At 23.4% G+C, this 21,524-nt stretch carries 15 protein-coding genes; 1 reads left to right on the forward strand and 14 read right to left on the reverse strand.

Annotated elements, in window-relative coordinates; genetic code table 11:
• Positions 1-4: 4 nt before the first annotated feature.
• From ACZ5EC_RS05875 to ACZ5EC_RS05895, 5 genes are all read right to left on the reverse strand, one after another.
• Positions 5-556, reverse strand: coding sequence for a chromate transporter (locus ACZ5EC_RS05875; protein WP_464304022.1), 552 nt, complete (start codon positions 554-556; stop codon positions 5-7).
• Between the two features lie 33 nt (positions 557-589).
• Positions 590-1,135, reverse strand: a complete 546-nt coding sequence (locus ACZ5EC_RS05880) for a chromate transporter (protein ID WP_464304023.1) — start codon at positions 1,133-1,135, stop codon at positions 590-592.
• Between the two features lie 245 nt (positions 1,136-1,380).
• Entirely contained in the window at positions 1,381-1,956 is a 576-nt protein-coding gene (locus tag ACZ5EC_RS05885; protein ID WP_464304024.1) for a hypothetical protein, read from the reverse strand.
• Between the two features lie 498 nt (positions 1,957-2,454).
• Complete coding sequence (locus ACZ5EC_RS05890; protein WP_464304025.1) at positions 2,455-3,000, reverse strand: hypothetical protein; 546 nt, start codon at positions 2,998-3,000, stop codon at positions 2,455-2,457.
• 42 nt (positions 3,001-3,042) lie between these two features.
• Positions 3,043-4,191 carry a hypothetical protein gene (locus ACZ5EC_RS05895; RefSeq protein ID WP_464304026.1) on the reverse strand — a complete coding sequence of 383 codons (1,149 nt, stop codon included), beginning with the start codon at positions 4,189-4,191 and terminating at the stop codon, positions 3,043-3,045.
• A gap of 217 nt (positions 4,192-4,408) precedes the next feature.
• Between ACZ5EC_RS05895 and ACZ5EC_RS05900 the strand changes: the two genes are divergently transcribed.
• Positions 4,409-5,680: an IS1380 family transposase gene (locus ACZ5EC_RS05900; protein ID WP_464304027.1), complete on the forward strand. Its 1,272-nt coding sequence runs from the start codon at positions 4,409-4,411 to the stop codon at positions 5,678-5,680.
• A gap of 724 nt (positions 5,681-6,404) precedes the next feature.
• Here the strand turns inward: ACZ5EC_RS05900 and ACZ5EC_RS05905 are convergent.
• From ACZ5EC_RS05905 to ACZ5EC_RS05945, 9 genes are all read right to left on the reverse strand, one after another.
• Positions 6,405-8,066: an adenylate/guanylate cyclase domain-containing protein gene (locus ACZ5EC_RS05905; RefSeq protein WP_464304028.1), complete on the reverse strand. Its 1,662-nt coding sequence runs from the start codon at positions 8,064-8,066 to the stop codon at positions 6,405-6,407.
• Positions 8,067-8,366: 300 nt separating this feature from the next.
• Positions 8,367-9,239 carry a lysostaphin resistance A-like protein gene (locus ACZ5EC_RS05910; protein ID WP_464304029.1) on the reverse strand — a complete coding sequence of 291 codons (873 nt, stop codon included), beginning with the start codon at positions 9,237-9,239 and terminating at the stop codon, positions 8,367-8,369.
• The gene (locus tag ACZ5EC_RS05915; protein ID WP_464304030.1) at positions 9,208-10,122 is read right to left on the reverse strand and encodes an RNA methyltransferase; all 915 of its coding nucleotides are present in this window, start codon (positions 10,120-10,122) and stop codon (positions 9,208-9,210) included. Before ACZ5EC_RS05915 ends, ACZ5EC_RS05910 begins: the two co-directional genes overlap by 32 nt.
• 166 nt (positions 10,123-10,288) lie before the next feature.
• Positions 10,289-11,056, reverse strand: a complete 768-nt coding sequence (locus tag ACZ5EC_RS05920; RefSeq protein WP_464304031.1) for a non-canonical purine NTP pyrophosphatase — start codon at positions 11,054-11,056, stop codon at positions 10,289-10,291.
• A gap of 17 nt (positions 11,057-11,073) precedes the next feature.
• Complete coding sequence (locus tag ACZ5EC_RS05925) at positions 11,074-13,353, reverse strand: lytic transglycosylase domain-containing protein (protein ID WP_464304032.1); 2,280 nt, start codon at positions 13,351-13,353, stop codon at positions 11,074-11,076.
• 99 nt (positions 13,354-13,452) lie between these two features.
• Positions 13,453-15,414: an LVIVD repeat-containing protein gene (locus ACZ5EC_RS05930; protein ID WP_464304033.1), complete on the reverse strand. Its 1,962-nt coding sequence runs from the start codon at positions 15,412-15,414 to the stop codon at positions 13,453-13,455.
• A gap of 360 nt (positions 15,415-15,774) precedes the next feature.
• Positions 15,775-16,674 carry a PHP domain-containing protein gene (locus ACZ5EC_RS05935; protein WP_464304034.1) on the reverse strand — a complete coding sequence of 300 codons (900 nt, stop codon included), beginning with the start codon at positions 16,672-16,674 and terminating at the stop codon, positions 15,775-15,777.
• A 178-nt stretch (positions 16,675-16,852) separates the two neighbouring features.
• The gene (locus ACZ5EC_RS05940) at positions 16,853-19,189 is read right to left on the reverse strand and encodes an ABC transporter ATP-binding protein (RefSeq protein ID WP_464304035.1); all 2,337 of its coding nucleotides are present in this window, start codon (positions 19,187-19,189) and stop codon (positions 16,853-16,855) included.
• A gap of 12 nt (positions 19,190-19,201) precedes the next feature.
• Entirely contained in the window at positions 19,202-21,007 is a 1,806-nt protein-coding gene (locus ACZ5EC_RS05945) for an ABC transporter ATP-binding protein (protein ID WP_464304036.1), read from the reverse strand.
• Positions 21,008-21,524: the final 517 nt, after the last annotated feature.

A 21,524-nucleotide genomic window follows, 5' to 3' on the forward strand; every position in this document is an offset into this window, starting at 1 on the left:
AAATTTAGAAAAAGTAATTTAAAAACAAACTAACAATTCCAGCTATTAGAAGAACAAGATAAACTTTAATTTTAACTTTTTTAAAAATAATATTTAAGTTTAAAAGTATAAAAACAAGAATAAAGATAATTACATCTTTATAATCCAATCCTAATTTAGAAATACCTTTTAGTATCCTTAAACTTGCTAAAATTAATAAAATAATTACAGTTTTTTGTAAAGCTTTTAAAAATTCATCTCCCCTCATTTTATCTTTTAACTTTTTAGCTAAAAATAAAAAAATTAATATAATAAGTATAGGTGATAAGATAACACCAAATGTTGCTAAAATTGAACCACTTATTCCATGTAATTTATAACCAATATAAGTAGCTGCATTTACAGCAATAGGGCCTGGAGTAATCTGTGAAATAGAAATTACTTCAAGAAATTCCTTTAAATCAAGCCATTTATGAGAAAAAACTATTTCATCCTGTATTAAACTTATAGAGGCATAACCTCCTCCAAAAGCAAAAAATCCTATTTTAAAAAATGATAAAAATAATTTAAAAAGCATTTTAAATCCCGGACAATTTATATTTTTTTTTAATTATTGTTTTATTATATTTAATTTTTGTAAACTTATAAAGATAATAACACTTATTATGATAACATAAATAGAATTCAAATTCATAAAAAAATAAATAGATGAAAATAGAATTAACAATGAAATTATAATCAAATTATATTTTCTTTTCATTATAAATGTTATTGCAATATCAATTAAAATTGCAATTGTCGCTATACGTATCCCCTTCAAAAAAGAGATAACAAGTTTATTTGTTTTATATCTTAATAACAAATCAGCAAAGATAATGATTGCTATAAAAGGGGGAATGATAATACCTGAAACTGTTGCAATAATCCCCGCGAATCCAGCAACTTTATTCCCAAACATAACTGCAAAATTTATTGCAATTGGCCCGGGAAAAACTTGAGAAAGTGTAAATAGTTCAAAAAAATCATCATAAGAGATTAACTTTTTATTATCAACAAGTTCATCTTTAAAAACAGAAAACATTGCATATCCGCCACCAAGTCCAACAGCTGATGTTTTAAGAAAAATAAAAAAAACTGTAAATAATTTTTTAATCATCTTAGTAACTATATATTTAACCTTTTAATAAGATTACCATTTAATAAAAAAATTTAAAGATTTATGATAATTGATTTAATTTCAAACAATTCTTTCTAAATGGGAAAAATTTATTTTTAATTATCCTGCTTGTATAATTTTATTTGTATCTTTTATTAATAAGAAAAAATTTTGAATTTTTTATATATTTTTTATTCGTTTAAAGAGAATAAATATTACATTATTATTTTTAATATAAGAATTGGTTAAATTTTAATACCTATTTTTATATCATAATGAATCCATCCTCCCCAATGCCCATTTTCAAAACCTTCAGTAAAAATCCTTTGTATATTAAAACCTGTAGTTCCAATGCAAAAATCAATTACAATTGAATCTGAAATTTTTAAATAATAACCAATATCCTCTGTAAAACACCAATTCGTACTTATTACGGGTTTATTAAATAAATTAAACAAATCATATTCATATAAAGGGTATATAGCACCATAAAGTCCTTTAAATTTACCAAAAAATTTTTCATTATGTAATATAATACCAAAAGTTGCCCTTAAATCAAATTTACTATCATACATTGCTGGTATTGCAATAGTTAGCCCACCAACTAAGGTAACATAGTCAGATATTATATATCTAGCATCAAATATTAAAGGTATTTCACCTATATTACAAGTCGATATTGCATAACCTAAAAAATGATAGGGGAATAATCTTTCAATAGAAAAAGTAATTAAAGTATTTTTTTCCTGTGCAATTATTTTATAAGAAAAAAAGTTTATTATTATTAAAAATGTTAAAAAAATCAAAATAATTTTTCTCATACTTAATAAACTCATTATTTTTTACCATTTTTTTATTTTTATACTCTGAATTTTTATATCAACATTTGCATCTGAAGGAAATTCACTTAGTATAAAATCAACAAATGCGTTCCACGCATTTCGGACTGCTTGAACCAATCCAGGACAAAAGCTAATTGCAAATATTATAGGAACACCTGTAGATAATAAAACAGTGAAAATTTTTTTACTAAATTCAGTATTGTTAAATATATAATTTACATATAACTTTAAAAAATTAGAAAAATCAGTATAATGAGCAAAATAGTCATTTATAATCTTTTTAAATGCATCTTTAACATCACCACAAAGATTAGGATAATTTCTTTTAATATAATTTATAAGCCACTTATTTGCACCTGCTGGAGTGCTACAATTTATAACTCAAATAAAAAGATCAAAAAGTTTTTTTGTCATATTAATAAATTCTATAAATTTAGTTGTTATTTCATACTATAGAATATTTAAAAAATAATATCTTTAAATTATTATACCTATTTTTATGTCATAATGAAACCAGAATCCTATATTTCCACCTTTAAAAGCCTTTTCTACATTAAAATATGTACCCCCTAAACAAATATCAATGACAAATAAATCTGAAATATTAAAGGTATAACCATAATCTATTGTTATAGACCAATTTGAACCTATTACAGGTTTATTTATTATATTGAAAAAATCATATTCATATAAAGGATAAAATGCCATGTAAAATCCCTTAAATTTTTTCCCATTAAGATACCATATAATACCACATGAGCCTCTTAAATCAAATTTACTGGTATTACTTGCTGGTATTGCAATAGTTAAACTGGATACTGCATTAAAATAATTTGATAGTGCATATCTAACATCAAATATTAAAGGTATCTCACCTATATTATCGTATATTGCATAACCCAAAAAATGAAATGGACATAATCTTTCAACTGAAAAAGCAATTAAAGTATTTTTTTCCTGTGCCATTATCTGGATAGAGAAAATAATTATAAAGATTAATAAAATAATTAAAATTTTATTCATAGAATATATCCTCCTTTTTTATATCTATATATTCTCATTTTTTTAAATAGGTCCTAATTTTATCCCATTAATAGTTATAGTTATTGTAGTTCCTGGAATTGCATAAATTATAGATTTAATAAAATTGTTCCAGGCATTTCTTATTGATTGAACCAATGCAGGACAAAATGCCATAGCAAATAATGCAGGTGCTGCTGTAGATAAAAAAACAGTTCCCAATTTTGTAACAAATACATTATCTTTACTTATATAATTTTTATATAAATTTAAAAAATCATAAAAATTAGTATAATGTGCAAAAAAATAATTTATAATCTTTTTAAATACAATATCTACCTTGCCACAAAGATTTGGATAATTGTTTTTAATATAATTTACAAGCCACTTGTATGCACCATCTGGAGTGCTACAATTTATAACTCCAATAAAAAGATCATAAAGATGTGTTGTCATATTAACAAACTCTATAATTTCAGGTGTGCTTGAATACCATATAATTAACTGCCCTGTCATTGCTGCTGTTCCTGCAATTGCAATACCCAATCCAACCCATTTTGTCCAGCTCCAAAATGGACGATATCTGTATAAAACAAGACCTGCTGTTGTAGTTGCACAATATCCTGCATACCAATAAATAGTATCCAAATTAAAATCTTTGGCAAATGGACCTTTTGTGTTTGTAGGAGGTGGTAAAATTTTTAATTTGATTTTTTTAAAATCAATTATGTTTTCAGTTGAAATTCTTATATTATTAGTTCTCTCTATTTTTTGAATATTTTGTGTAAGATTTGTTTTATATTCTTCTGCCATTTCAGGATCAATAAGATTCATTTTCTGATAAACATCTTCAGCTGTACTATCCTCATTAACAATAGTATTTGTCAAATCAAGTTTTTCATACCCCTTCTCTTCATCTCCCATTTCATTTAAAGCAATTTCAGGAGTATTTATAAGAATTTCCATTTTTGATTGGTCAATATAGGATGGATCATTTTCACTTTTATTAATACTTTTTTTAAATGAACCATCTTTAATATTATTGAAATATCCATTTTGATTAAGTAATGTAAATTTTTGTGAGATATTGCTTACAAATTGATCTTTTTGATAGTCATTATTGGTAACTTGATTTGTACATCCAATTAAAAATAGCAACATAAAAAATAAACAAACAAAAATTATCCTTTTCATAGAAATTCCCCCAAAATACTTTATTGTTTTAATAAAAATAAATGATAATTTTTGTCAAGAAAAAAATAAAAACTTTAATTTCAAACAAATATATTAAAAAAACCTTAAAATATGCTATAAAAAAAGAGATAGAGGATTTTTGCTAACTTCACCTTTTAGGTGAAATATCCTCTATCTCTAAAAAAATTCAGGTAAAGATTAACAGGTAAAGAGTAATATGAAAAAAGAATTTGTAAAGTTAGAAAATGACCCAAATATGAAAATAATTTCAAATAGTGGTATATTAGCTATTTTAGAATACTTTAGAAAATTAAAATTTGATAAAAACATTTCTAAAATATTAAGTAAAAGAAAAAAGAATGATTATGATGATTCAAAATTATTTATTGCAAGTTTATGTGCAATAATAGGAGGAGCAACAGTAATAGATGATTTTAGTAAATTTTTATCTAAAAATAGATGGATTGCAGAAAGGATAGGATTAAACAAAATACCTAAAACTCAAGTTTTTTATGCATTTTTAGAAAGAATTGGGAAAAAAGAAAAAGTTTTTGAAAAATTAAAAGATATCAACAAACAGATAATAGATACACATATATTAAAAGATAGTAAAAAACCTATTGTTGAAATTGATGCAACATATATGTCTTCATATCAAAAAGAAGCACAATATAATTATAAAAATGAAAAAAGTTATTCATGTTTAATGGAGCATATTGGTACACAAAGAATGATATATGATTTTGAATTAAGAACAGGAAATACAAGTCCTAAAGAAGGCATATATGATATGCTTAATAAATTACTTTCAAGGATAAATAAAAAGATATTGCTTATCAGTGATTCAGCAGGATATCAATTTAATATTATTCAAAAATTAAAACAAACAGGGAATGAATTTGTAATTAAGATGAGAAACAGCGAATCACTATCTCAGGTAACATCTATTTTAACGAATAAATGGAAAGAAGTATCAGACATTTATTCTATTGCAGAATCTGATTTTGTGATGGAAAAATCAAATTCAAGAGAATATTTAAGAACAATACATATCAAAAGAAGAAACGAATTATTTTCATCTGGAACAATATGTACTAATATTGAACAAGAATCAGCAAACCCTGTTGAAATATTTAGAATATACAGAGAAAGAACCAATGAAGAACTAGCTATAAAAGAATTTAAGCTCGGATTTGCAGGAGATTACATTCCTTCTAAAAAGATGAGTATAAACAAAATATTTGTTTTATTGAATGTATTTGCATACAATTTTGTAACAATTCTTCAGTATCAATTAACTCAAATTGGAATAATTATTGATTCTTCGCATAAAAGATTAAATAATAAAAGATTTAGATTTTTATTCATTAATATTGCTGGTAGAATAATTAAAAGCAGCAGAAGGACAATACTTAAAGTAGCTCTTGAAAAGGAACATTTCTTTTTGTTTAATAAAATATATATGTTTTGTAGTGGGTTTATTATATAGAAATAAGCCAACTTATTAGAATAAATTTTACTATTTAAAATTTCTTAATTTTTTATATTTTATAAAGATAAATTAGGTGAATATTATAATAAGGGATAAAGGAAATTGATTGTTTTATAGAATTTTAATAAAAACAAGGATAAAAGAATGTAAAACTTAAAATACTAACTTATTTTTTAATAATAATTTGAAAAAAATTAATTAATTTTAGCTATTTTTTCATTTTTTAAAAAGTTGTTTGAAATTTAAGTAAAAAATATTTTTAATAAATATTATTTGTTTATCTAATTTTTTAAAATAGTAAATTAAAATTATTTATTTGTGGTAGGTGCAGTTAATGATAAAATTAGAAATTATTGTATATGATTAAATAAGTTAAATTAATGTGTCTATCATTATTAAAATTTTTCGAATGGTTGTCAGTTGTCAAATGCAAAAGAGGATATATTATTTTCTCGTGGTAGGTGAAGTTGATAATAAAATTGAAATTATTACCGTTTATTTAATAAAAATATAAACTATTTATATCATAATTGAAATTTTTCGAACGGATGTCAGTTGTCAAAGACTTAAAAGATATAATATAATTAAATTAGGGTTAATGTTTTTTTTGATTAACTTTTAAAATTTCATAACTGACCTAGTGAGAAAAATTTCAATTATGATATAATTAATTCTTTATTTTTTAAATATCTCAATAATTTCAATTTTATTATTAGCGATATTATTTTGTTTTAAAAATATAAACTCCATCCCAATCTTCTGGTGGAGGATTTTCTATATAATGCTTACATCTATCAATATACATAATTGAAGGACCATCTTCATTTATGCTATAAGCTTTTTCAAAAAAAGGTATTGCTTTTTCCCATATTTTATCTTTATACCATTTCAATCCTTCATTAAAAAATTTCAAACTATTTTCAAGATCATCTGTTAAATATTTTACAGGTTGATATATAGCTATAGGATGTTTTTTCCCTTTTGGCCTTATTAAATCAAGCTCCCTCATAAAATAAAAATCTTTTACTTTACTACAAGTAACATCAGTTATAATAATTGGAACTTTGTACACTTTAGTCAACCCTTCAAGCCTTGATGCAGTATTAACTGGATCACCAATCACAGTATAATCCATTTTTTGTTCTGACCCAATATTTCCTGCAATAACATCACCAGATGCAATTCCTATTCCGATTCTAAAAATTACTTTCCCTTCTTTTTTTCTTGGCTCATTAAATTCATTTAATGCTTCAAGCATTTCAAATGCTGATTCAACTGCATTTTTAGTATCATCATCAGTTTTAACAGGAGCACCAAAAACTGCCATAATTGCATCACCAATAAATTTGTCTACAATACCATTATTCTTAACAATTCTTTTAACCATTCCATTAAAATATTGATTCAATGAGTTAACAAGTTGATCAGCTTCCATTGATTCTGAAATTGTTGTGAAATCTCTAATATCAGAAAATAAAATTGAACAGAATTGTTTTTGTCCTATTAATAATGAAGCGTTTTTATCTTTAATTTGTAACATTTGATTTACTACTTCTTTTGGTACATATTTCTGAAAAACTGTTCTAACTCTTTTTTCATTATCTCTTGCTACAATTGCTTCATATGCATAATTTTTAACCTGATTATAAGCAGAGTCCAAAGCACCTGTCATTATATTAAAAGAGATTGAAAGTTCACCAATTTCATCAGCATAAATAACTTCTGCTTTCTTTTTCAAATTATGAGTTTTAATAATTTCTTTCATTGTTAACATCAATGATCTTATTGGATTTGTAATTGAAGATGTTATCAAAGAAAGTACAATTAAAACAAGAATAATAGTAACACTACCGATATAAATAATTTGAAGCTGAATTTTATTTGCATCTGAATAAAATTTTTTCTCATTTTCTGATATTAGAAGATACCAATCCCATCCTGCAAAATAAAGAAAAATCCCTACTCTGGGTTCACCATTAAAGGTATATTCAATCCACCCATTTTTCTTATCAAGCATTGTTTTAAAAAATTGGGTATCTTTGATATTTTCTCCTTTATTCACTGGAGAAATTAAAATTGTACCATCAGATTTAAAAACCTGAATATATCCAGTTTCTGAAAGTTTTAATTTTTTTGCATATTCTTCTATTTGTGTAAAAGCTTTGTCAACAAATTCCTTATTTTGAATTAGGCCTGTTGAATACAAAATATCATATTGAGAAGAAACCTGTTTATAAAAATCTTCAAGTTTATAAGAAAGTAATTGTTTTGCTATTTTTGTAATACCAATTTTAGCAGTTTCTGTAGAAAGTATCGCTATAAAAATAAGTGGAATAACAATTAAAGGTACAACTACTGAAATAATTTTATTTCTAATTTTCATATTAGTTTAACTTTTAAAATTTTGTTTATTTTTGTTTGTTTTAATTATATCTATTCTAATTAAATAGTTTTTAAATAATGATGTCATTTATAACATTTGTTATTTAAATAATTTGTTTATTTCTTTTATAATCACTTTATTGTTCTTTATTCTTTTTTATATTTTATTCTTTTATATATTTTTTATTTATTTCTATATTTTACATATTTTTAATATTCATTAAAATTGCAATAATTTTATTTTTACTTTATTGTTGCTAATTTTTTTCTATCTTTCTTCTCTATATTGGTTTTATTTTATTTAAAGTTCCGATATTTTATAATCGTCAATTTTATTCTTAAATAAACCATATATAAGATAAAGGAAAAAAAGATTTATTATTAATTTTATAAATAAAGATGTTAAGGATGTATTTGAAGAATATATTATTGATTCTAAATCTATAGAACTGTTTTTAGAATATAACAGAATAAGAACTCCAATTGAAGCAAAAGTATTTAAAATCAGATGAGAAATTATTGTGTACCATAAATTTTCAGTAATTAAAAATATATATGCAAAGCAAAAACCTACAGTAAATAGATAAGGTATCCTGACAAAATCAAAATGTGCTAAAGCAAATAAAATTCCTGATATAATTGGAAAAAATATTTTATTTTTATCTTTTTCTAAAAAAGAACCAGACAAACTTAAAATTCCCCTGAAAAAAAATTCTTCAATAATAGGAGCAATAAACATTGTAGAAAAAAGTGCAATATATGCGCTATACTTAAACATTTCAAATATATTTTCAATGTAACTTTCAGTAATAACCTGATTATTAAAAAAAAGATTGGCAAATATTTGAGTTAAGATAGAACCTACATTAGTTATAAAAAATACTCCAACTACTATTATTAGTAATAATTTAATATCTATTTTTTTAAAAAAATTTTTAAAATTAAATCCAAAAATTCTCATTAAATAGATAGGGATTATTAAAAAGGAAATAATTTCAAATATTATACTTATCAAAATATTTATCTGAATAGATTGTACAAATTTTAGATCAAACTTCTCACTTAAAAAAACAAGTGAAAAATTTAATAAAAACAATAAAAAAAATGGAAATAGAATTATCAAAATATAATTTAAAACTTTTTTACTTTTTTCGCTTTTCAATAATATCTGCATATATAAACCTCATTATCATAGATTTTAAATAATTTAAATCTCTTTTACTTATATACGGTTGATTAAAAATCCTTTCAAATAACTTTTTAAATGTATAGTAATCATTTCTAACAAATAATTTTTTACGTTGAGCAACTTTTACAATTTCCTCATAAAATTTTTTTCTATCTTCATTTGTAGATGGTTCATTAAGATTTTCTACATTCCACTTCATTCCACTTTTACCATTAAGGTAAAGCTCTTTTGGTCTTGAAGATTTATAAATATCAGTTTCAATAACATTTTTACTTTTTTCAATATTTTCATATTTGTTTTCTTTTTTTAAATCATTGCTTTTATAAAAATTTTTATTAAAAAATATCTCATTTAATACTATTCCAACAGCATGAGATAAGTTTAATGAAGGGGAAACTGAAGAAGTTGGAATATAAAGCAACAGGTTACATAATTTGATTTCATCAGTATACAATCCTGAACTTTCTCTTCCAAAAACTAGACCAATATTTAAATTCATATTCATACTAATTTTATTATTATCATTGTATATTCTTTGAAAAAAAGATGTAAAATAATCCCGATAATTCAGAGAAATCTCCCTATTTTTCCCTATTCTTCTTGTAAATCCAACTGTTGTATTAAGGTTGAGTTTATCAATTGCTTCCTTCAAAGTATCAAATTTCATTTTATTTTTCAGGATGCTTAAACCTTTTGGAGTATGAGCAAGCATTATAGCTTCATCCTCACTCTTATATTTTGGATTAATTAAAACAAGATTTTCAATATCATAATTTCCCATTAATCTACATACACTACCAACATTTCCTGAAGTTTCAGTTTCCACTAAAATTACATAAAATTTAATATATTTATTATCTATGTTCATGTATTTTCCTTTATAATACCTTATTTTTATTCAAAAAACTAAAATTAAAATATTTTTTTGTCTAATATAATATTATCATATCAAATTTAAAAATAATTTTTTTAGTAATTTTTAAAAAAAATTCTTTAGATTTTAATATTTATCTAATCAAATAATGTTAATATTTTTAAAATTCTTCAATTATTTTTTCAATAAATTTTTTTAATGCACGAGATCTATGGGAAACTTTATTTTTTTCAGATAAAGTTAATTGCGCTAAAGTTTTATTCAATTCTGGAACAAAAAATATTGGATCATACCCAAATCCATTTTCCCCAACAGGTTTTCTGTTTATAACTCCTTCTACCTTACCATTTACACTAAACTCTCTTTTTAAATCTTTATAATATATATAAGTATTAAAGTAAGCTTTTCTTGAAATATTTTTATTAATTTTTTCTTCAATTAAAGATAGAAGCTTTAAAACATAAGAATTTCTTTTTTTCTGTTCATCTATATACCCAAATCTCTTGGAATAAATTCCTGGAAGATATTGAATTTTTGTTAAATCTCTTTGCCAGAATTTTATATTATTTTCATCAAAAGCAGCTTCTTCAATAATCTCCTGGAAAATTTTAGTATCTCTATATTCATTATAAAAATTGGTAATATCTTCAATTACAAGGCCTGAATCATCACCAAGTATCCCAAACTCTTTTTCAATACCGTTTTCTTTTAAAAATCTATAAGATTCATAGGTTTTAATCTTAGCATTTTCAATAAATGAATTTCCATTTTCATCAATTTCTCTATCAAAACCAAAATCCTTTAAAGTAAAAAGCTCTATTTTTTTATTAAATTGGTTCCCTTTTCCATTTATATCAAAATAATTAGAAAAAATATCATACATCTCAATTTTTTTATGTTCATTTTGAGTTGCTATTAAAATTTTCATTCCTATCCTTTCAAATTTTATTTCCAATTGTTTTCAATCCCACTAAAGATTGATAATAAAGATTCATTATCATATAAATATTTATATAACATGTAATTTCTTGTAATTTTTTTTAAAAAAAGATTAGTTTCAGGTATTTTTAAAGTTTCAATAAGATAAAATATGCTAATTGTTTTTATGTCATCATTTTTATAGTATTCATCATTTATATTTCTCTTAATTCTGTTATACCCTGCATTATATGATGCAAGAGACAGAAAAAGAGAATTAAATTTTTCATCCAGAAAAGTAAGGTATTTTATTGCACCCTGAATTGCAATTTCAGGTTCAAATAATTTTTTTTTAAATTGCTCACTATGTTTTAGATTTTTATAAAATATCCATGAAGCTGTGTCAGGTAAAATTTGAGTAAGCCCCCTTGCACCATCAATAGAAACTGAATATGGGTTAAAATGGGACTCAACTCTAATTAAAGAAAGTAATAAATATTTATCTAAACTGCTGGATTTAGAAATATTAGAATCTATTAGCTCAATATAAGTAAAAGGATATGATATAAATAAAAAATTATAAAATTTATAAAAAGCTTTGTTATTTACAATTTTTTTTAATTTATTTAAACTTGTAATTTTTGTACTGTTTTTTTCTATATTTATCTCTTTTTTATTTTTTGTATCTTTATCAAAATTTTTATTATTTTCTTTTTCTTTTAAAATTACATAAATAAGCTTAAAAAATTTGTTAAAATAGGCACTACTATTTTTATCATTATTTTTGATAATATCTTTAAAATTAAAAAGAGACTTATCTTCATCTGGATTAATTAATTTTAATGTATAGGATAAAATTTTATTTGAATAAACTATTGCTTTTGCATAATCTTTAGTTGCATAATAGTAATTTGTTAAAGCTTTATTATATAGATCTTTTTGTAAAGAACCATCTTTTAAATAAAACAAAACCCTTAAATATTCAATATCCAATGAAATTTCTTTAAACTTTTTAAGTAAATCAACATATTCTTTTATTTGTTCTTTTTTATCTTTATTAATCTTTGCTTCAAATAATGCTAATTTATAAAACTTTTTATAATTAAAATTATTTAAATAAAAATTTTTACTATAATCAGTTTTATTATTATTTTTAGTATTAGTATCAATTTTACTATTGCTATTATTATTGATAGTAGTATTAGTATTACTATTGTTTTTTTCAGGATCAAAATTTACAGTTATATAACCTTTTTTATCCAGAACAAAATTGAAAAATAATATTTTTTTAATATAAACAATATCTTCATTTGAAAAAGATAATAAAATACTATTTATATATGATTTAATATTATTAGTTTTTGTATCCTCTTTATATCCATTATAATATTCATCATATTTTTCAGTTACTTCAGCAATTACATTATTTACAATAATTGCAGAAAATATTGAATAGTAATAAAAATTACCATATATAAAAGAATCAATAAAATATATTAGGTAATCATTTTCACCCAATAAAAATGAAAATATACCAAAATAAAAAAGATATTTTGATAATTGTGATGAAGAATATTCATCAAGCAGTAAATTTCCATTTTTATCAAAAATATAGTTAGATATAATAGATCTATAATTTTTTATTTTTTCTTTTTTTCTATCATTTAAAGTTGCATTATGTAAAATAAAATATGTTACTGGGTCCTTTAAAAATGTTAGAAAATCATATTTTAATATCTGGTTAATATCATTATCATTAATAAATTCAATAATTTTATTATCAAGAATCTTATAGGGTTTTTGTTCATTTCTAAGGACATTAACATTATTAAGATTTTCTGCTTTATTTTCATTGATTCTTTTATTATAGTTATTATCATTATTAATGTTATTTGTTAATATATTGTAATCATTATTTTTGTTATCATTATTATTATTATCAACATTATTAACTATATTACTATTATTTTTATTATTTATAATATTATTCTTATTTTCTTTTATGTAATATTTAGAGATTATTTCTATCCTTTTTTTGGCATAATAGATATATTTTTTTTGAAGTTCATAAATTTGAATAGCTTCTTTATATTTTTTTGCTCTTTCTAAAACAATTGCTTTCAAAAGCAATAAGTATTGTTTATCACTAAAATTAAAACTATTTATCTTTTTATCCAGTATTTGAAGTAAATCATTATACTTTTTTTCCTGAATATTATTTTTAATAAAATTATTATTAAAAGAACAACTTAGAAGTAATATACTAAATATAATTATAATAATTGTTATTTTTGTATTTCTTTTCATCACTTAAAGTAAGATAAAACATTTTATTTTTAACTCAATATAGAATTAAAAGATAAATTTATTATTGATAATTTTTCTATTGATATCTTATTTATTAAATCATTCAGTTTTTAGAATTAGTAATGCTTCTTCTGCATTTCCATCAACAACATAAATATAATTTTCTGATACATAGACTCTGTATGCATATTCAGAAGTATCATAACTTCCAACTAAAGTTGGAGAAGATGGGTTTGATATATCAATTATTTTAAGACCAGCAATACCTCCAGCGATATAAGCATAATTTCCTGATACATATACACCTTCTGCATTAGTATAGCAGCTCCCAACTAAAGTTGGAGAAGATGGGGCTGATATATCAATTATTTTCAAACTATGATAATCAGCAACATAAGCATAATTTCCTGATACATAAACTCCGTGTGCCCATCCAGAAGTATCATAACTTCCAACTAAAGTTGGATTAGATGGGTCTGATATATCAATTATTTGCAAACCAGCATCATCATCAGCAACATAAGCATAATTTCCTGATACATAAATATCGTATGCAATTCCAGAAGTATCGCAGCTCCCAACTAAAGTTGGAGAAGATGGGTCTGATATATTAATTATTTTCAAACCATCAAAATCAGCAACATAAGCATAATTTCCTGATACATACACATCATATGCCGATCCAGAAGTATTATAGCTCCCAGCTAAATTTGGATTAGATGGAGTTGAAATATCAATTATTTGAAGACCAACATCCCCATCAGCAACATAAGCATATTTACCTGCAACATATACACCTTTTGCATCTCCAGAAGTATCATAGTTTCCAACTAAAGTTGGATTAGATGGAGTTGAAATATCAATTATTTGAAAACCAACATACCCATCAGCAACATAAGCATAATTCCCTGATATATATACATCATTTGAACATCCAGAAGTATTGTAACTGCTAATTAAAGTTGGATTAGATGGGTTTGATATATCAATTATTTGAAGACCAGAGCCACCATCAGCAACATAAGCATAATTCCCTGATATATATACATCATTTGCACATCCAGAAGTATTATAACTCCCAGCTAAAGTTGGATTAGATGGGTCTGATATATCAATTATTTGAAGACCAGCACTAGCTGCAGCGATATAAGCATAATTTCCTGATACATAAACACCGTATTTATTTCCAGAAGTATTGCGGTTCCCAACTAAAGTTGGATTAGATGGATCTGATATATTAATTATTTTCAAACCACCATCAAAATCAGCAACATAAGCATAATTATCTGCAACATATACATCTTCTGCATTTACAGAAGTATTATAACTACCAACTAAAGTTGGAGAAGATGGGTTTGATATATCAATTATTTTCAAACCACCATCAAAATCAGCAACATAAGCATAATTACCTACAACATATACACCTCTTGCATCTCCAGAAGTATCATAGTTTCCAACTAAAGTTGGATTAGATGGAGTTGAAATATTAATTATTTGAAGACCAGATCCACCATCAGCAACATAAGCATAATTCCCTGATACATATACATCCTGTGCAAATAAAAGATTATCATAACTTCCAACTAAAGTTGGAGAAGATGGCGTTGATATATCAATTATTTGCAAACCATCACTCCAAGCAGCAACATAAGCATAATTTCCTTCAACATATACACCTTCTGCAAATCCAGAAGTATCATAAGTTGTTATATATTGAGCATTGCTTGGGTCTGTTATATCATATATTTTTAACCCACCATTTCCACAAGCAACATAAAGATAATTTCCATATACAAAAGTATTAATAGCATTTCCTGCTTTTCCATAAGGTCTGCTCCAGCTTCCTATTTTTGTAACTGTAATATATTCATTACTATTATCATTTCCATTATTATCATTAGTGCTATCATTCCCATTATTATTATCATTACTATTATCATTTCCAATAACATTATCATTTCCATTATTATCATTACTATTATCATACATATTTGCACAGGAAAATAGTAAAAAAATTAAAATAACAAAAACTAAAATTGCAAAAAATTTTTTATACATAACTACTCCTCTTTAAAATATTAAAAATAAACATCAACATGTGAGTTTTATATTTAATGTTTTCTTTTTTTATGCAAGCAAAATATTAATATATTTGTAATAATTATCAATATTTTTGTTTTAAATTTTAAAAAAAGGTAATTTTTATTAATATTTTTATAAATTTATAAAAATTTAAAAATATTTTTCTCTAAATTCAAAAACAATTGAAATTTTATTACAGACTTTATAAATTTAAAAAAATTAGCAATATTTTTACTTTAAATCTAAAAACAATTTAAATTTTCATTAAAATTTTTAAAAATTAAAAAAGATAAAAATATTTTTAACATTGCAAACAAAATAAAAGCATAAAAAATATCAACTATTAAACATCCTTTTAATAATTTGCTTTTGATAAAAAGGTGTAAAATTTTCTGAAATCTGTCCAATTTCAACATCTCTTATTGTCTTTCCATGAAAATCGGAGCCAGCAGTAAAAATAAGATTGTTTTTTAAAACAAAATCAAATAACAACTTTTCATCTTCACAACTATGTCTTGAATAAAAAACTTCAAACCCTTTAATATTATAGTTTTTCAGGATATTTAATATCTCCATTTTTTCAGAAAAAGAAAAATTTCTAAAACTTTCACCAAAATGCGCAACAATTGAAAATTTGCATGTTTTATTTAATATTGAAATTACATCAAATGTTGAAATATTTTCTTTAGGAATAAACAAAGGTTTTCCTTCAGTTAGATAATCCCTGAAAGCAGAATCAAAATTTTTACAAATACCTGCATAAACTAAAAGTTTAGCAAAATGTGGTCTTGCAAGATCCGATACATCAAGTCTTTGAAAATCTTTATTCTTTTTAATAATTTTTTGAATATCAAACCCATTTGATTTAAAAAATTTATTAAACTTATCCAGCATTTTATAATTTCTTTTTGCCCTAATTCTTAAAGCATTTTTAAGATACTCATTTAACTCTTTTTTATTAATTATTCCATATCCCAGTATGTGAACACTTTTTTTAATCCCTTTAAAATTCATTATTGATGATACTTCAACTCCTTCAATAAATTTAATATTTTCCTTTTTACAAAAATTATTTATTGCTGTTAAACTTTCAGATTTTTGTAATCTATCATGATCTGTGATTGAAAAATATTTAATTCCTTTTTCATTTATAAAATCAAGAACTTCTTTTAGAGTATGTTCTCCATCAGAATAATTTGTATGAATATGCAAATCAACTACATTATGTTTATTCATTGTTATTTAAACTTTAATCTTTTATCATATCTAGCCATCTATTCATTTCATCTAAAGTTTTTTTTAATTTTTCTAAAATGTTGTCAATTATCTAGTCATCAATTATCATATATAATTATCTATATATGATTTTATCCTATTAATTTATTTCTATTAATAATATCTTTTCAATCTAAATTTATGAAGAAAATTGTAATTTATAAAGCTGATAATATATCCCTTTTTTAGCAATTAAGCTATTATGATCTCCTGATTCAACTGCAATCCCTTTATCTATTACCAGTATATTATTTGCATTTTTAATTGTTGATAATCTATGTGCAACAATTATAGAAGTTCTTCCTTTAATTAAATGAGAAATTGCATCCTGAATCAATTTTTCAGTTTCAGTATCTATATTTGAAGTAGCTTCATCTAAAACAAGTATTGAAGGATCAAAATAAAGACTTCTTGCAAAAGAGAGAAGTTGTCTTTCTCCTGCTGAAAAAGTTACTCCCCTTTCCATAACCATCTCATTTTCCTTATCAGGAAGACGCTGTATAAATTTATCCATATGTGTTAATTTAACTACAAAATCAAACTTTTCCTTATCAAATTTTGAATTTAAAATTATATTCTCTTTTACAGTTTTTGAAAAAAGGAAAACATCCTGCATAACAATAGATATATTTCTTCTTAAAACAGGGATTGGAATATCATTTATGTCAATACCATCAATATAAATATGCCCTTTTTGAATTCTATAAAATTTTGAAAGTATATTAATAATTGTAGATTTCCCTGCACCTGTTTCACCAACAATTGCCAGAGTCTCTTCAGGTTTTATATGAAAACTAAGGTCTTTTAATATCCATTGATCGGGTTTATAAGCAAACCACACTTTATCAAAAACAATATCCCCTTTAAATCTAAAATAATTATCATCATATCCATTTTTGTTTATATAGTTTATTGTTTTATATTTATAAATATTATCTTTATTTGATTTTATTACCTTTTTATTTTGTTCAATTTTATCTTGTTCAATTTTATTATCTTGTCCAATTTTATATTGTTCAACTTTATCTTGTTTAGCATCTTTTTCATTTGTTTCTATATCCTCTTCTTCTTTTAGATATTTTTTTAAAAATTCTTCAATTTTTTTATTTTCTTCACTTTCTTTATAATATTTTGAATTGAATACAAATAATATTTTTTCTCCAGCTGCAGTTGCACTTTGCATTATATCAAATTTTTCTGAAAGATCTTGAACAGGTTCAAAAAATCTACCAATATAACTAATAAACATAACAATTATACCATAAGAAACAGTATGAGATAAGATCCCATTGGCACCAAAATATATTAAAGAGGCAATTGCAATCCATCTCAATATCCCTATTGAAGGTCTAAATACAGCATATACATAAAGCTGTTGAATATTGGCTTTATAAAGATCTTTATTAATAACCCTAAATTTTTTCAAATTTTTAATTTCCTGAACAAATATCTGAATGATTCTAATACCAGTAATTGTTTCATTTAAAAAAGCATTTATTCTTGCAACCTGAGTTCTAATTTTCCTGTATGCTTCTCTTGCTTTGAGCCTGAATAAAATTGTTAATAAAATAATAAAAGGAATTGTTGCAGATACTATTAATGCAAGTTTTATACTTGTTAAGAACATAATAACCAGAATTCCTGACATCATTAATAGATCTTGCAATAAAGTTATTAATACAGAAGAAAACATTTCATTTAAAGTCTCAATATCATTTGTTACTCTACTAACCAATTTTCCAATAGGGTTTTCATCAAAATATTTGGTTTCTAGGCTTGCGATATGGTCAAAAAGGTCCTGTCTTAAATCCCTCATTGAAAATTGCGATAACTTCATAAGAAATATTATTTGAAAATAACTAGCTAAAAACTGGATAACCTGCAAAAATATCACAAGAAAAACAATTAAAACAATATTTTTAAAATCTGTTATTCTTAAATTGTAAATATCATTAATCTTAAATTGATTTAGTGAGTCTTCATTAATAAGATAGATATTATTATTAAACTGATAGGCATCTTTTTTCTTTTTTAACTGATCCAATTTATTTTTTAACTTTTCATTTATTAAAGGGGTTTCAATTAATACAAATTTATTAGCAGAGAAAACATTATTTTTAATATATTTTCTAATCTGGATTTTAGAAAAATATTTTAGTTCTGACTGAATAAAAAAGTAATGGTTATCATCAAGTTTAATAGATTTTTTAATTTTACTTTCAAGAAAATGATCATCTTTAGTTACAGGTTTGAAATTAACATAATTTACAATGTATCCTTTTTTAATAATAAACCTATCTATAACTGTTTTTGATAAATAAGGTACAGCTAAAGTAACTGATGTTATAATTATAACAAAAAGTATGGCAATTAATAAATATTTTTTGTACCTGAAAATATATTTAAATAATAATTTTGTAACATCTTTATTATATAGTTTTGATGTATCTGTGTTATCTTCTTTATAATAATTCATATTCACTCCATATTAGTCATTAACTAAATTTTCCTCTAATTTTTGCAAATTGAAAAGTTTTGCATAAAATCCATCTAAAGCCAACAATTCATCATGCTTACCCTGTTCAATAATTTTTCCATCTTCCAAAACAATAATTAAATCACAATCTTTAACTGTTGATACTCTGTGAGCAATAATAATTGATGTTCTTTTTTCAAGTTCAGATTTTATATTTCTTAAGATTACTTTTTCAGTTGAAGCATCAACAGAAGAAAGTGCATCATCTAAAATTAAAATATCTGGATTTATAATTAAAGCTCGAGCAATGGCAATTCTTTGTTTCTGACCACCAGAAAGATTTACCCCTCTTTCACCCAGTAATGTATTAAATCCATCTTGAAATTTCATAATATCATCATAAATATCAGCAATCTTTGCATAATAGGCTACTTTTTCTAAATCAATCTCATCATCTTCAAGGCCAAATGCAATATTATTTAATATTGTATCAGAAAACAAAAAAGAATCCTGTGGTACATAACCAATTGATTTTCTCAAAACTTTTAATGGAACTTTATTTATATCATTACCATCAATAAACAATTTCCCTTCATCTATATTAAAAAGATGAAAAATTAAAGAAACAAGTGTTGATTTACCAGAGCCAGGCTTTCCCATAATTCCAATTTTCATCCCTTTTTCTATTTTTAAATTAATCCCCTTCAACACTTCCCTTGATTTTTTATCATATTTAAAAGTAAGATTATTAAAAACAATTTCTCCTTCTATTTTCTTTATATTTTTATTTACATCTGATTTATCAAAAATTTCAGGTTTTTCTTCCATTACATTCATTATCCTTTTTGTTGAGGCAATACCTCTTTGAAAAATATTGAATACCCATCCTATTGCCATCATAGGCCATATTATAAGACCAATATAAAAAGAAAAAGATACAAATTCACCAAGAGAAATAGTCTTTAAAATGACAAATTTTCCACCAATAAGATAAAGCAAAGAGATAGAAATCGATGCTAAAAAATTAATTAGAGGAAATAAAAGGCCCCATACCTTAATTAAATCTATGTTTTTATAAACATAAGTATCACATTTTTTATAAAAATGCTCACTTTCAGCTTTTTCCTGGTTAAAGCCTTTTACCACCCTTATTCCTGAAAATGTTTCCTGTGCAGAAGAGGAAATTGATGCAAATGATTCCTGTACTTTTCTAAATCTACTTTGAAGCAATGAGCCAAATTTAAACATTATTAAAATAATCAATGGTAAAGGTAAAATAACATAAAGGGTTAATTTTACATTGATTGATAACATAAAAATCAAAGCCATCGTACCCATAAATAGAGCATCTGTAAGCATAATAAATGATGGTCCAGTAGCTCTTCTTACTGCTTTCAAGTCATTTATCATTAAAGCCATTAAATCACCTGTTTTTGTCCTATTGTAAAAAGAAAAAGATAGCTTTTGTAAATGCACAAACATATCATCTCTAACTTCCATTTCAATTTTTCTAGCAGAACCTATGATAAACAATCGCCAGAAAAATCTTAAAATAGCCATACCAACAGCAAGAGCTAAAATATACAAACTATTTTTTAAAATTATACTCTGGTCAAAATTTTGAAGGCCTAGTAAATCTATAACTTTTTGAATTAAACGTGGAATAAGCAATTGAGCAAGATCTACAAAAACAAGAACAAGAATTCCTAGAATATAATAAATAAAGTGTTTTTTTACATATGTAAGTAAAAATTTAAAAGCTTTTTTTGTAGATATTTTATCATTTTTTGAATTGTTTTTTGTACCTTTAAAATTCATAGGTTATTATTTCTCCTAAAATTAAATTATTAATATATAAAGCTTTATTTTTAATTATTACTTCTGAATTTTAGTATTACTTATAAAAATAATATTATAACTAATCTACACATTATTGTTAACATTACCCACATATAATATATATAGAAAAAATTATAAACATAAATATATATAACATATAAATCAAATATAAATTATAACACTAAAAATGTAAAAGCAATACTAAAACATTGCTAAAACAATAAAAAACAATATTAAAACAATCCTAAAATAATAACAAAATGACACAAAAACAAAACTATAATAAAACTGTACTAAAATAATGTTAAGATAATAATAAATTCATATTAAAATTATACTAAAAATACTATTAATATAAAAAAAAATAATAAAAGAATAAAAAATAACAATATAACAACAATACGATAAAAATTCTAAAATTAATATTAAAATAATTCCATAAATTAGTTAAGAAAACCTAACTATTAAATAGATTTTGTCAAGTAAATTTTTACTC

This window comes from Exilispira thermophila (assembly GCF_055389015.1).